The organism is Agromyces sp. NPDC057679, assembly GCF_042799635.1.
Taxonomy (GTDB): domain Bacteria; phylum Actinomycetota; class Actinomycetes; order Actinomycetales; family Microbacteriaceae; genus Agromyces.
In genome coordinates this window covers 165,076-177,923 of the sequence record NZ_JBHVIK010000003.1, presented here as the reverse complement: position 1 = coordinate 177,923, position 12,848 = coordinate 165,076, and the positions used below count along the sequence as shown (strand labels likewise).

The window sequence follows — 12,848 nt, the reverse complement described above, 5'->3', positions numbered from 1 at the left end:
ACATCGGATGCCTCGTGTGCGGCGCGCACGAGGCATCCGCAGTCGGGAGGTCCGCGGCCATCCAGTTCCACCACACGACGCCGCGAATGCTGAGCGGGTCGGTCAGCCGACGCCCGCCAGGGGATCGTCGAATGAGTGCCGGAATCCGGACCTCGGAAGGCACGCGAGCGTTCTTGGAGGCGTCAGCAATACTGTGGGTGTGGAGTACGTGTCCAGGGTGCCCGGTCCCCCATTGGACGGGCTGATCAGCGACCTCTACTACCTGGAGGGTGCTCCGCCGTACTCCCGGCTGATGCTGCCGGCGGCGCCCGCGCCGTTGCTCATCGTCAATCTCGGGACGCCGTTCCTCATCCGCGCGGGCACCGACGTCGAAGCCGTGGAGTACGCCGACGGCTGCGCGGTCACCACGCCCACCCGTGCGTGGGAATTCGGCTACCCGAACCCGACGCGCTCCGTGGGCGTCCACTTCAGACCGTGGGGGCTGGCGCCGTTCATTCCGATGCCCGCAGCCGAGTTGTGCGACCGACCGGCGACGGTGGAGCAGATCTGGGGCCGGTCAGCTGTCACCGAGTTGCGACACCGACTGACCGCGGCAGACGCACCGCACGAGATGCTGATGTTGCTCGAGGAGGAATTGGTGCGACGGCTGCGCGCGATCGACGGCCTCGACCTCGTCCGCCACCTGGGCAGCGCCATCGCCGAGACCCATGGAGCGGTGCCGATCAGCGACCTCGGCGTCGCCGCCCGCGCCAGCAGCACGTACGTCGCGAAGCGATTCAAGGAGATCATCGGCGTCACACCGAAGCGACTCGCGCGCAGCTACCGGTTCACCGCCACCGTGCTGGCCCTCGACGTGGCCGTACCGATCGACTGGGGCGACGTCGCCGCCCGCGCGGGCTACTTCGACCAGGCGCACTTCGTCCACGAGTTCCGGGAGTACACCGGCCTCACGCCGACGCGGTACGTCGAAGTCCGGCAACGCTTTCTCCGCGAACATCCCGACCACGCGCTCGAGGGATGGCCGCTGCCGGCCGATTGATTTCTTACAAGAGCGATCACTCACGACCGACGAGACTTGGGACGCCAGACGGAGGAGGAACTCATGGGGAGACTGGTCATGAATGCGTCGGTCTCGGTGGACGGCTTCATCGCGGCTGAGAACGACGATCCCGGTCCGCTGTTCGAATGGTTGGTCAGCGGCGACGTTCCGCTGGACGACAGCGGCGTACTGAACGTGTCGCAGGCGTCCTACGACCACATCCGGCCGTACTGGGACGAGATCGGGGTGACGATCGTCGGCCGTCACGTCTTCGACATCACGGACGGCTGGGACGGGAAGCCTCCGAGCGGGATCGACCACGTGGTCGTCGTGACACACCGACCGGCGCCCGAGGGCTGGGACTCCAACGCGGCGTTTCACTTCGTCGACGGGATCGAGGCGGCCGTGGCCACGGCGAAGGAGCTCGCGGGTGACCGCACCGTCGAGGTCGCCGCCGGCGACGTCGGCGGCCAAGTGCTCGCCGCAGGTCTCGTCGACGAGGTGCGCATGGACGTCGCACCCGTCGTGCTCGGGTCGGGCAAACGCTACTTCGGCTCCGTCGACTCGCACCACCTGCTGGAGGATCCCGACGTGGTGGTTCGGGGTAACCGGGTGCTTCACCTGCGCTATCAGGTGCGCCGCTGACCGATCTCGGTGCGAACGCCCCAGCGCGAGGACCCGATGCGTAGGGCGGACGGGACTTGAACCCGTGACCGATGGATTATGAGTCCACTGCTCTGACCGGCTGAGCTACCGCCCCGCGCGCCGCGTCACTCGGGGAGCGCTGCCGGCGCGACATCGGTGACCGGGTCGGTCACCGGCCTCCCACGATACAGGCTCTCGAACGTCGAGAGCGTGCGCTGGATGTCGTGGGCGGCGATGAGCCGGATCGACTCCTCTTTCAGCCGGCGGTACTCGTCGGGCGACGCCTCGAGCACGGTGCGGAGCTTCGCCGCGAGGTCTTCGGGGTTCGACGGTTCGAAGAGGTAGCCGTTCTCGCCGTCGTGCACGAGGTGCGGCAGCGCCATCGCGTTCGCGGCGACGACGGGCAGTGCCGAGGCCATGGCCTCCATCGTCACGATCGACTGCAGTTCGGCGATCGAGGGCATCGCGAGCACGGATGCCCGGTGGTAGGCCTCGCGCAGCTCCTCATCGGTGACGTAGCCGGTGAAGGTCACCCGGTCGGCGATGCCGAGCTCGACGGCGAGGTGCTCGAGGTTGCGCTTCTGGTCGCCGCCGCCGACGATCTCGACCTTCGCGTCGAGCGAGGCGGGCAGCAGCTTCAGGGCGCGCAGCAGTACGTCGATCTGCTTCTCACCGGTCACGCGACCGACGAAGAGGATGCGGTTCTCGGTGCGCTCGTCCCAGTTCGGCGAGTACTTGTGCGCGTCGATGCCGCAGGAGATCGCGTGCACGTTCTCGAGGCCGGTGTGCTTCTCGAGAAAGTCGGCGGCACGTCGGGTCGGCGTCGTGACGGCTTCGGCACGGCCGAAGGTGCGGCCCGCGGCCTTCCACGCGAGGCCGACGGCCCAGTCCTGCCAGGCCTTCGGCAGCAGCGAGAACTCGAGCATGTTCTCGGGCATGACGTGGTTCGTGCCGATGATGCGGATGCCGCGCTTCTGCGCTTCGATCGAGAGACCGCGGCCGACGACGATGTGCGACTGGAAGTGCACGACGTCGGGCTTCACCTCGTCGATGACGCGGGCGCTGTTCTGCTTGATGCGCCATGGCAGCGCGAAGCGCAGCCAGTCATGGGGGTACCAGCGCCAGCTGAGCAGGCGGTGCGCGGTGAGCTCCTGCCCCTCGTGCACCTCCTTCCAGGTGCCGTGCTTGCGGCTCGCGGCGGGCGCCATGATGTGCACGTCGTGGCCTCGTTCGACGAGGCCTGCGGCGAGGCGCTCGGCGAAGCGGGCGGCACCGTTGACGTCGGGGGCGAAGGTGTCAGCACCGATCAGGATCTTGAGGGGGCGATCGAGCTCGGCGCCGGCGGGCGTACTCGCACCGGGGGTGTCAGACACGGGTCGTGTTTCCTCACAGTTCTGGGGGCGGGACGGTCGGTCCCGTCGAGTCCACGGCGCGCGCGATGGGCGCTCCGGACTGAATCCGACCCTAGTCTACGCAGCGCAGCCGTGCGGATGCCGTACGCGCATGTCGGAAGCTCGGGGCGAAACGTGCTCAGAGCCGCGTCTGCGGGTGGTTCCTCGCGAGCTGGAAGACGCCCCACACGGCGATCGCGCCCGACACGACGTACACGATGATCGCCCACAGCGGCGCCTGCGACGCCTCGCCGAGAACGGCGATGCCGATGATGACGGCGACGAGCGGGTCGACGACGGTGAGGCCGGCGATGACGAGGTCGGGCGGGCCCGAGGCGTAGGCGTTCTGCACGAAGTACGCGCCGATCGCCGTCGCCGCGAGCATGCCGAAGATGCAGAGCATGGTGAGCCAGCCGAACTCGCCCTGCTCGAGCTTGCCGAGCACGACCTTCGCGAGCGTGGCGACGAAGCCGTAGACGACGCCGGCCATGATCACGTAGTAGATCGCACGGATCCTCGCGCGGAAGAGCACGAAGGTGATGCCGGCGATCGCGAGCACCACCGCGAGGATGATGAGGATGACGATGAGCTGGCGGTCGGTCACCGGTTTGTCGACCGCGGTGAAGGCGGCGACGCCGACGAACAGGAACACGCCGCCGACGCACATGATGATCGCGATGATCGACTTGCGGTTGAGCTGCACGTGGTTCACGCGCGAGTTCACGATCGAGGTGACGACGAGTGCGATCGCCCCGAGCGGCTGCACCACGATGAGGGGCGCGAAGTAGAGGCTCGAGAGCTGGAACACGATCGCGAGGCCCAGCATGAGCGTGCCGATGACCCACGACGGGCGCGCGAGCAGCAGCGCGAGCTGCTTCAGGTTGAGGCCCTTGCCGAGCGTGTCGGTCGTGTGCTTCTCGACCTTGACGACGCCGCGGTGCTGGAACTGCGCGCCGAGCGAGAGGAAGACCGCGCCGATGAGCGCGAGCGGGATGCCGATGAAGGTCTGGGGGTCGAGCGGGATCTGCTCGACGATTTCGCTCAGGTCGGGATCCACGCAACGACCCTACCCGTTCGCCGACGGATATCCTTGCCGAATGGCCGTGCTCCCCATTCGAATCTCCGGTGATCCGGTGCTGCACTCCCCCGCCCGCCCTGTCGAGACCATCGACGACGAGCTGCGCACGCTCGTCGCCGACCTGTTCGAGACGATGGATGCCGCGCCCGGCGTCGGGCTCGCCGCCCCCCAGGTGGGCGTCGGCCTGCGCCTCTTCACCTACGGCTGGGTCGACGAGGAGGGCACGAAGTGGCGCGGCGTCGCCATCAACCCCGAGCTGTGGATCACTCCCCCGCCCGCCGGCGAGCCCGACCTCGACGAGGAGTCGGAGGGCTGCCTCTCGTTCCCGGGCGAGCGCTTCGGCCTGCGCCGCGCCGAGCACGCGATCCTCCGCGCCACCGACCTCGACGGCGAACCCTTCGAGATCGAGGCACACGGATGGCTCGCCCGCATCTTCCAGCACGAGTTCGACCACCTCGAGGGCACCCTCTACACCGATCGGCTCGGTGAACGCGACCAGAAGATCGTCGCGAAGATCAGTCGCAAGCTCGGTTGGGGTCGCCCGGGTCAGCAGTGGATGCCCGGGGTCGACGACCTCGAGGGCTGAGTTCCACGGCGGATGCCACGTGCTGCGCGCCGCTCGTTCGCGCGGCGCCGCACACGCGGCATCCGCTCAGGTGAACGCCCGGATGCCGGCGGCGACGGCCGCCGCGACGATCACGACCACGACGAACGGCACGCGGAGGGCGTAAAGCGCCGCCGCGACGATCACCGCGGGGACGCGCGCGTCGATCACGATGTCCTGCCCGGCGCCGAGGGTCTGCACCGCGATGAGCGCCGCGAGCAGCGCCACGGTGAGAAGATCGGCGATGCGCGCCGGACGCTCTCGTTCGAGGAATCCGGCGGGCACCAGGTGCCCGGCGAGCTTCAGGGCGAGCGTCGCGGCCGACGCGATGAGGATGATGTGCCACGTCGTCATGCGGCGCGCCTCCGGGAGAACAGGTCGAACCAGCCGACGACGACGGCGACGACCGCGGCGACGAGCACCGGCAGGCCGGGCATCAGCACCGGGGTCGTCAGCGTCGCGACGACGGCGGCGCCGACGGCGACGGCACCCGCCTGGAACCGCTTGAGGCGAGGCCAGAGGAGCCCGAGGAATGCGGCGGCCGCGGCGGCGTCGAGCCCCCAGGCGCGGGTGTCGCCGATCGCGTCGCCGATGAGGGCGCCCGCGAGGGTGGTGAGGTTCCAGCCGATGAAGATGACGACGCCCGTGACCCAGAAGCCCGTGCGGGCCGCCCGGTCGTCGGACTGCGCGAGCGCGACGGCCGTCGACTCGTCGATCGTGATCCAGGCCGCGGCGACGCGACGCCACACGCTCGCGGGGCGGCCGTCGGCGTCGGGCGGCGTGACGAGCGGCTTCATGCGCATGCCGTAGATGACGTTGCGGATGCCGAGCATCGCCGCGGTGGCGATCGCCGAGCCGCCCGCCGCGACGCCGCCGGAGGCCAGCACGCCCACGAGGGCGAACTGCGAGCCGCCCGTGAACATCACGAGGCTGAGGAAGCACGTCTGCCAGACGTCGAGCCCCGCGGCGACCGCGAGGGCACCGAAGGAGATGCCGTAGACCGCGGTGGCCAGGCCGACCGCGAAGCCGTCGCGGCGGGCCGCGCGGCGGGCGGCCGCGAGCTCTTCTTCGCCAAGCCCGTCAGTGCCGTCGGTCGCTGCCGTGCCGTCGGCCTCCTCGGGGAGGACGTCGTCCGGGCGCTCAGTCATCCCGATCCTCCGTTGCGGCGTCGCCGGCGGCGATCCGCCCGGCGATGCGCAGTTCGAGGTCGTCGAGCTCGCCCGAGACATCGGTCACGAGCCACGCGCGGTCGCGCTTGCGGCCGGTGATCTCGCGGATGACGCCCGCCGCCTCGAGCCGCGCCACCGCGGGCGCCAGGTTCGCGGGGCCCGAACCGGTGACCCGGCCGATCTCGTCGATCGAGAAGACCGGGTGGTCGAGCATCGCCGCGATGAGCTTCGCCCCCGCCGAGTCGGCGCGGAAGGGCACCGCGGCGGCCCATGCCTGCGGCAGCTCGATGAGGCGCTCGGCCGAGACCCGCGACTCCTCGGCCGCAAGTCGGAGCCCCTCGGCGAGGTCGGCGACGAACGGAGCGACGCGACCGGCGCGATACTCGTCGATGAAGGCGAAGTAGCGCTCGCGCTGCGCGAGCAGCGCGCTCGCGACCGGCACGACGCTCGTGCCGGTGACCCCGCGGCGGCGGAGCACCGCGTTGATGATCGCGCGCCCGATACGGCCGTTGCCGTCGGTGAACGGGTGGATCGACTCGAACTGCGCGTGCCCGACGGCCGCCTGCACGACGATGGGAACGTCGTCGCGGTTGAGATAGGCGACGAGGTCGGCCATGAGCGCCTCGACGCGGCCGGGCGCGGGCGGCACGTGCAGCGCGGCCCGGGGGGCGTGATCGCTGCCGCCGATCCAGTTCTGCATCGTGCGCCAACGCCCCGCGTAGCGGCCGTCGAGGGGGTCGTCGCCGAGCAGACGGCGGTGGGCCTCGAGAATCGCGTCGCAGGTGATCTCACGACGGGCTCCCGCGTCATCGACGAGGCCGGCCAGCGCGCGCGTCGCCGCGACCATGCTCTGCGCCGAACTGTTCGCGCGGCTGCCCGCGAGCGCGCGCGCGAAGTCCTCCGCACTCGCGTCCTCGTACTCGATACGGCTCGAGGCGACCGAGTCGGTGCGCATCAGGAACCGGCCGAGCGCCGCCAGACCGCCGGTCGCGTGTTCGGCCCGCGCGATCTCGACGACGGCCCGCTCGCACGCGGCGGCGAGACTCGGCGGCGCCTGGAGGTCGAGCCCGGCGATCATCGGCGGAACGCTCGCGTCGACGTGATCGAGGGTGCGGTCGTCGCGACTGCCGCCGCGCACCACCTGTCGCCACGGAAGCCGCTCGACCTCGTGCGCGGGCCAGTCATGCGTCTCGACGAGATTCCTCACGCGTGCTCACCCCTCAACTGACATCTACTCGCTCGAGAGTATCACTTCTGCTAGCTAAGTGATCATACCGCGATCGTTGAGTGCACCCGTGTGCTACCGTCATGGCGATCGTGACCCGTCGACAGGAGGTGAGACCCATGACCGCAGTATCCGTAGTGGGCGCTCCCCCGAGTCCACGATCGCGCGACTGACCTCGTCGCCGCCGGGAGCGCCGCCAGGCATCGCGAAAGGCGACTCCCATGAACTCGAACGCTTCTTCATCCTCATCTTCCTCCTCCTCTGCGCGGCGGCGAGCCCTGGTGCTCGGCGGCGGTGGATCGACCGGCAACGCGTGGCTGATCGGCGTCGTCGCCGGCCTGCATGACGCGGGGCTCGACGTGACCGACGCCGAGCTGACCATCGGCACCTCGGCGGGCTCGACCGCCGCCGCCCAGCTGGTGGGCGCCGGCCCGGCCGAGCTGTATCTGGCCGCGCTCACGCCGATCTCGCCCCCGCCCCATCGTCGGCCGGCCCACGCCGAGCACGGAGCCGCTCGGAACGCATCGGTGCACGACCACCTCGAACGGATGCATCGGATCATCGATGCCTCGGCCGACGCCGGCGACCTCCGCCGGCGCATCGGCTCGGCGGCCCTCGAACTCCCCGCATCGAGCGACGACGTTCGGCAGGCCCAGTGGCGCGCCACCGTCGCCGCCCGGCTGCCCGAGCCCGACTGGCCCGAACGCGCGGTGCTCGTCACGGCGATCGACGCCGAGTCCGGCGCACCGGTCGTCTTCGACCGAGGCAGCGGCGTCGAGCTCGTCGATGCCGTCGCCGCCAGCTGCTCGAGCGGCTTCGCCTACACGATCGGCGACCGGCGGTACCTCGACGGCGGCTTCAGATCGAACGCCGAGAACGCAGATCTGGCCGCCGAAAGCGATCGCGTGCTCGTGCTGTCGCCCTTCAGCGGCCGATCGCTGACGCCGATCGAGTGGGGCACGCACCTCTCGACCCAGCTCGACGAGCTGCGTGCGGGCGGCAGTCTCGTCGAGACGATCTTCCCCGAGTCGGCGGCCGAGCATCTGTTCGGTGCGAACGCCATGGACCTGAGCCTGCGCCCGGCTGCGGCTCGTGCAGGCTACGAGCAGGGCGTCGCCCTGGCCGGGCGGCTCACCGGGTTCTGGGGCTGACGAAAGCAGGAGGGCGGTAGGCCCGGCATCCCGATGGGGTGCCGGGCCGTATGAAGCACCCCCGTCACGCAGCGTCACCGGATGGTCGTCACACCGGGCAACACGACGACACGCGAGGCCGCCCGATCGTCGCATCCAGCGCGGTTTCGCGACGCATGCCGTCACGGCCATTCACACCGCGACACGCTCGGGCGCCGCCGTGCGAGCTTCACTAGGTTCGCGTCATGCCCCGCACCGCCGTCCTCCGCTCCGCTCAGAACCCCGCCGATGATTGACCTCGACTGGCTCTCGCTGGCCGCGCTCGCCGCGACCGCCGTGCTCTTCGTCGGCGTCTTCCTGCTCCGACGTGCCGGCGCCTCGTTCACGCTGCTCACGGTGCTCGCCCTGGTGGTCGGCATCGGCGTCGGCCTGCTCTTCCAGGGCCATCTCGACTACGTCGACGTGATCGGCACCGTCTACGTGAACGTCATCACGGCCATCGTCGCGCCGCTCATCATCGTGTCGGTGCTCGCGAGCATCACCTCGCTCGGCAGCCTCGCGAAGCTGCGCACGATAGGACTGAGCTCGGTGTTCTGGCTGCTGCTCACGAACCTCATCGCAATCCTGCTGACCCTCGGGCTCGCGCTCGCAACCGGCATCGGGAAGGGCGCGCAGCTCGAACTCGACGGCGTCGACGGCTCGACGCTCACGGGGCTGCTCCGACCGCTCGACGAGGTCGTCGTCGGGCTCTTCCCGTCGAACGTCGTCGGCGACATCGCGTCGAACAACATCATCGGCATCATCCTCTTCACGCTGCTGATCGCGGTCTCGTATCTGTTGGTCGCCGACCGCAAGCCCGAGAAGGTGCGCGCGTTCAAGGAGGTCGTCGATGCCACGAAGCGCGTGTTCTTCAAGGCCGTGGGCTTCATCATCGTGCTGACCCCCTACGCGGTGCTCGCCCTCGTCGCCTCGACGACGTCGACCGCGGTCGCGAGGCTCGAGACGGCGCTCTCGCTGCTCGGCGTGCTGATCATCGCCCTCGTCGCCTGCTTCGTCGACGCGTACCTCGTGAACGGCGTGCTCGTGAAGCTGTTCGCCGACCTGTCACCGCTGCGCTTCTTCAGGCTCATCACGCCGCCGCAGTACACCGCGTTCACGACCCAGTCGAGCATCGGCACCCTGCCGCTCACCATCTCGACGCTCGTGCGAAAGGTCGGCGTGAGCGAGGAGGTCGCCGGCTTCACCGCACCGATCGGCACCACGATCGGCATGCCGGGGTGCGCCGGAATCTGGCCCACGCTCGTCGCGGTGTTCACGGTCAACGCGCTCGGGATCGACTACACGGTGCTCGACTACGTCGTGCTCGTGGTGCTCGGCCTGCTCGTGAGCCTCGGCACGGCCGGCGTTCCGGGAACCGCCATCATCACCGCGACCGCAGTGCTTACCGCCGTCGGCCTGCCGATCGAGGTGCTCGTGCTGCTGATTCCGATCAGCGCCGTCGCGGGCACGGCGAGCACCATGGCGAACGTGACGGCCGCCGCGACGAGCGCCACGATCGTCGCCCGTCGCGCCGGGCTCCTCGACGTCGAGATCTTCGCGGGACGCCGGCAGGTGTCCGACGACGACACCGACCAGCCCGGACGCCCCTCCGCCGGTGCGGACTCGACCGCCGATCCCGCCCCGGACGCCGACACCTCCGCCACCGCCCACCTCACGCCGGTCCTGTGACCGGTCCGACCGAAGGACTGACCATGACCACCTCCGTGCGTTCCAGACTGCGCACCCTCGCCGCGACCATCGCCCTCGCGATCACGGTGCCCACCTTCCTGCTCCTCTGGAGCGAACCGGCGCACGCGTCGGGCGACGTCTGCGACCTCTGCTCGATCAACTTCGACCTCGGCGCCTGCGAGGATCTCGGCGGCTACCCGTACGACAGCACCCAGGAGGACCCGCCTGCGGCGATCAGCGGCGGCGCGCCCGCCCCCGCGCCGGTACCCGCCGCCCCGGCGCCCGCCGCTCCGGCGCCCGCCGCTCCGGCGCCCGCGGCACCCGCGCCGAGCGCGGGCACTTCGGGAGGCAGCGCCGCTTCGGGCACGTCCAGCTCCTCGAGCACGACGACGGATGCCGCGGCCACCGTCGACCAGCCCGCGGCCGCCGTCCGGACGGCGCCCCAGGCACCCACCGCGCCGAAGCTCGTCACCACGGGCGCGTCTCTGACGATCACGTGGGCGGCGCCGGCCGATGGCGGATCGCCGATCACCGGCTACAAGCTCTCGCTGAACGCGGGCACCCCGATCAAGGTCGCGGCCGGAACCACGACCTATACGTTCCCCAAGCTCGGCGCAGGCTCCTACACCGCCACGGTCGTCGCGACGAACGCGCTCGGCGACGGCGCGGCATCCGCCGTCTCCGCCGCCGTGAAAGTGGCGGGTCCGACGCCGGCCCCCACGGTCGATGCCGCCGAGCGCACGGCGGTCGCGACCGACTCGGGCGCACCGAGCTGGCTCGCCGGCGCCGGCATCCTCCTCGCCCTCGTCGCCGTCGGCGCGCTCGCACTGCTCGGCCAACGTCTGCTCCGTCGGCGCAGGACCGGCGCGGCGCCGACGGACCACGCCTCGACGGACGTCACCCCCTGACCCCCAGCACCCTCCACGAAAGGAACCCCATGACCGACCAGCGACACCCGCCGGGACGCCGCAACCGCGCGGTGGCGATCACCGCCGCGCTCGCCCTCGGGGGCGCAGCCCTCCTCGGCACCGCCGTCTCGGCCGCGCCCGCGGCCGCCGCACCGAGCGGAGCGACGATCGACACCGTCGACTACGTGGCCGACACCTACGGCATCGACGACAGCGTGATCGAGACCGTCACGTTCGAGCGATTCGAGTGGCTGCTCGGCCAGCAGGGCCGCTTCGCGTTCCTCATCGGCGGCGCCCACGACGACCGCACCGAGGCGACGATCGCCGCGATCGATGCGGAGGCGAAGAAGGCGGGCGTCGAGCAGGTGTTCACCTTCGACCCGAAGCTCGACGGCGAGAGCCTCGATCTCCGCACCACGACGAACCCAGATGTCGCACCGCTGTGGTCGCGGCTCGTGACGAATGCCCTCTCGAAGGACACCCAGACGCCGTTCGACGGCACCGACGACCCGTATTTCTTCGTCTACGACGCGTCGCACACCGAGGGCGGCGTCGAGGACCGCATCGTGAGCGCCCTGACCGCGCCGGTCACGACCGCGCAGCTCGCGGCGCCCGCTGCACTCGAGGCCTATCGGGCCGAGGTCGCGGCCCTCTTCGCCTCGGCGGGCGAGCTCACGACGAGCAGCCAGTTCGCCTTCACCTCGAGCGCGGTGAACGCCAAGCACCTCAAGGACTACAAGGGCGCCGACGCCTACGGCGGAGCGACCATCCTCTCCGACGAGGACTCCGACTGGCGCGTGGAGACGGTCACCTATCCCGAGCTGGTGCACCTGCTCGAGAGCGACGGCGACTTCGTGCTCTTCTTCGGCGGCACCTGGTGCCACAACACCCGCGCCGTGCTCAAGCACGTGAACGCTGAGGCGGTCGCGAACGACGTCGAGAAGGTGTACTTCTTCGACCTCCGCCTCGACGGCGCCTCGTCGAACGACCTGCACATCCGCGACACCGGCTCCGAGTTCGCCGACTTCTACGGCGACCTCGTCACGACCTACCTGCCGAATCTCGTCACCCAGTACGTGCCCGGCGTCTCCGGCCAGGTCGAGTTCTACCCCGGCGGCGACCGCAGCCAGCCGCTCGCGACCGCGAAGAAGCTGCAGGTTCCCTACGTGCTCGAGTACGAGCGCGGCCGCGTCGTCGACGGCAAGGCCGCACCCGTCGTGCGCCAGTGGATCCACGACAACGGCGACGGCACGTACAAGGAGTACATGACCGAGTGGTGGTACGTCATCGACAAGCCCGGCCGCTACGAGTCCCGCCCCGACCCCGCAGGCCTGGCCGCCCAGCTCGCCTTCGCCGACGAGGCGATCGCCGCACTCGACACGTTCTTCGGCGACATCGGCGAGGGCACCACGGTCGAGCCGACCACGCCCCCGACGACGCCGCCGGCGACGCCGCCGGCGACCACGCCGCCGGCCACTGGCGAGAAGCCGTCGGAGGTGTTCGGCTCCGTCGCCGTGACGGGCGACCTCCGCCCCGGCGGCAGGATCACCGTCACGGGCAGCGGCCTCGCCGAGGGCACGAGCGGCTTCACGGTCGAGATCCGCTCCACGCCGCAGACGCTCGGATCCGTGAGCACCGACGCCGACGGAGCATTCACCTTCAACGGCACCATCCCGGCGTCGATCCCGGCGGGTGCGCACACCATCGCCGTGACGATCGACGGGGTGACCGTGGCCTCCGCGTCGATCACGGTGTCGGCCGACACGACGTCGAGCGCCTCCTCGGCCGGCCTCGCCGACACGGGCGCAGGCTTCGCCGGACCGCTCACGTGGACGGCGATCGCCCTCCTCATCTCGGCGGCGGCCGTGATCACCATCGCCCGCGTACGGGCACGATCGGCCGCGTAGCGGCAGGCAGGCGTCCGAGCGCAC

12 protein-coding genes and 1 tRNA gene are annotated in these 12,848 nt (G+C 70.5%); 7 read left to right on the top strand and 6 right to left on the bottom strand.

From position 1 onward, the window contains the following. Positions 1-7 precede the first annotated feature (7 nt). A complete protein-coding gene (locus ACFVAJ_RS13720; RefSeq protein WP_376944974.1) occupies positions 8-1,039 on the top strand; it encodes an AraC family transcriptional regulator in 1,032 nt (343 codons plus the stop codon). Between the two features lie 63 nt (positions 1,040-1,102). Then, a complete protein-coding gene (locus ACFVAJ_RS13715; protein WP_376944972.1) occupies positions 1,103-1,684 on the top strand; it encodes a dihydrofolate reductase family protein in 582 nt (193 codons plus the stop codon). 41 nt (positions 1,685-1,725) lie between these two features. Here ACFVAJ_RS13715 and ACFVAJ_RS13710 read toward each other — a convergent pair. From ACFVAJ_RS13710 to ACFVAJ_RS13700, 3 genes are all read right to left on the bottom strand, one after another. Continuing rightward, a tRNA-Ile gene (locus tag ACFVAJ_RS13710) sits at positions 1,726-1,799 on the bottom strand. Positions 1,800-1,809: 10 nt separating this feature from the next. After that, entirely contained in the window at positions 1,810-3,057 is a 1,248-nt protein-coding gene (locus ACFVAJ_RS13705; protein WP_376944970.1) for a glycosyltransferase, read from the bottom strand. A gap of 157 nt (positions 3,058-3,214) precedes the next feature. Beyond that, a complete protein-coding gene (locus tag ACFVAJ_RS13700) occupies positions 3,215-4,132 on the bottom strand; it encodes a DMT family transporter (RefSeq protein WP_376944968.1) in 918 nt (305 codons plus the stop codon). A gap of 40 nt (positions 4,133-4,172) precedes the next feature. Here ACFVAJ_RS13700 and def point away from each other — a divergent pair, with 40 nt between their 5' ends. Then, positions 4,173-4,739 carry a peptide deformylase gene (def, locus tag ACFVAJ_RS13695; protein ID WP_376944966.1) on the top strand — a complete coding sequence of 189 codons (567 nt, stop codon included), beginning with the start codon at positions 4,173-4,175 and terminating at the stop codon, positions 4,737-4,739. Positions 4,740-4,805: 66 nt separating this feature from the next. Here the strand turns inward: def and ACFVAJ_RS13690 are convergent, their stop codons facing one another. Genes ACFVAJ_RS13690 through ACFVAJ_RS13680 form a run of 3 tightly spaced genes read right to left on the bottom strand, consistent with a single transcriptional unit; the run spans position 4,806 to position 7,133 of the window. Then, entirely contained in the window at positions 4,806-5,111 is a 306-nt protein-coding gene (locus tag ACFVAJ_RS13690; RefSeq protein WP_157424409.1) for an AzlD domain-containing protein, read from the bottom strand. Continuing rightward, positions 5,108-5,905 (bottom strand): AzlC family ABC transporter permease, encoded by a 798-nt coding sequence (locus tag ACFVAJ_RS13685; RefSeq protein ID WP_376944964.1) that lies wholly within the window; start codon positions 5,903-5,905, stop codon positions 5,108-5,110. The genes ACFVAJ_RS13690 and ACFVAJ_RS13685 overlap by 4 nt, the downstream gene beginning before the upstream one ends. Beyond that, complete coding sequence (locus ACFVAJ_RS13680; RefSeq protein WP_376944962.1) at positions 5,898-7,133, bottom strand: Fic family protein; 1,236 nt, start codon at positions 7,131-7,133, stop codon at positions 5,898-5,900. Before ACFVAJ_RS13680 ends, ACFVAJ_RS13685 begins: the two co-directional genes overlap by 8 nt. Positions 7,134-7,372: 239 nt before the next feature. Between ACFVAJ_RS13680 and ACFVAJ_RS13675 the strand changes: the two genes are divergently transcribed. From ACFVAJ_RS13675 to ACFVAJ_RS13660, 4 genes are all read left to right on the top strand, one after another. After that, positions 7,373-8,302 (top strand): patatin-like phospholipase family protein, encoded by a 930-nt coding sequence (locus tag ACFVAJ_RS13675; RefSeq protein ID WP_376944960.1) that lies wholly within the window; start codon positions 7,373-7,375, stop codon positions 8,300-8,302. A 267-nt stretch (positions 8,303-8,569) separates the two neighbouring features. Beyond that, the gene (locus tag ACFVAJ_RS13670; protein WP_376944958.1) at positions 8,570-10,009 is read left to right on the top strand and encodes a dicarboxylate/amino acid:cation symporter; all 1,440 of its coding nucleotides are present in this window, start codon (positions 8,570-8,572) and stop codon (positions 10,007-10,009) included. 23 nt (positions 10,010-10,032) lie between these two features. Next, on the top strand, positions 10,033-10,917 hold the full coding sequence (locus tag ACFVAJ_RS13665; RefSeq protein WP_376944956.1) for a fibronectin type III domain-containing protein: 885 nt from the start codon (positions 10,033-10,035) through the stop codon (positions 10,915-10,917). 29 nt (positions 10,918-10,946) lie between these two features. Continuing rightward, complete coding sequence (locus ACFVAJ_RS13660) at positions 10,947-12,824, top strand: hypothetical protein (protein ID WP_376944954.1); 1,878 nt, start codon at positions 10,947-10,949, stop codon at positions 12,822-12,824. The last annotated feature ends 24 nt before the right edge of the window (positions 12,825-12,848 follow it).

What these genes read in the sequence shown, in the direction of transcription:
- ACFVAJ_RS13720 (WP_376944974.1), top strand. Translation starts at nt 8, where the DNA reads ATGCCTCGTGTGCGGCGCGCACGAGGCATCCGCAGTCGGGAGGTCCGC.
- ACFVAJ_RS13715 (WP_376944972.1), top strand. Translation starts at nt 1,103, where the DNA reads ATGGGGAGACTGGTCATGAATGCGTCGGTCTCGGTGGACGGCTTCATC.
- def (WP_376944966.1), top strand. Translation starts at nt 4,173, where the DNA reads ATGGCCGTGCTCCCCATTCGAATCTCCGGTGATCCGGTGCTGCACTCC.
- ACFVAJ_RS13690 (WP_157424409.1), bottom strand. Translation starts at nt 5,111, where the DNA reads ATGACGACGTGGCACATCATCCTCATCGCGTCGGCCGCGACGCTCGCC.
- ACFVAJ_RS13685 (WP_376944964.1), bottom strand. Translation starts at nt 5,905, where the DNA reads ATGACTGAGCGCCCGGACGACGTCCTCCCCGAGGAGGCCGACGGCACG.
- ACFVAJ_RS13675 (WP_376944960.1), top strand. Translation starts at nt 7,373, where the DNA reads ATGAACTCGAACGCTTCTTCATCCTCATCTTCCTCCTCCTCTGCGCGG.
- ACFVAJ_RS13670 (WP_376944958.1), top strand. Translation starts at nt 8,570, where the DNA reads ATGATTGACCTCGACTGGCTCTCGCTGGCCGCGCTCGCCGCGACCGCC.
- ACFVAJ_RS13665 (WP_376944956.1), top strand. Translation starts at nt 10,033, where the DNA reads ATGACCACCTCCGTGCGTTCCAGACTGCGCACCCTCGCCGCGACCATC.
- ACFVAJ_RS13660 (WP_376944954.1), top strand. Translation starts at nt 10,947, where the DNA reads ATGACCGACCAGCGACACCCGCCGGGACGCCGCAACCGCGCGGTGGCG.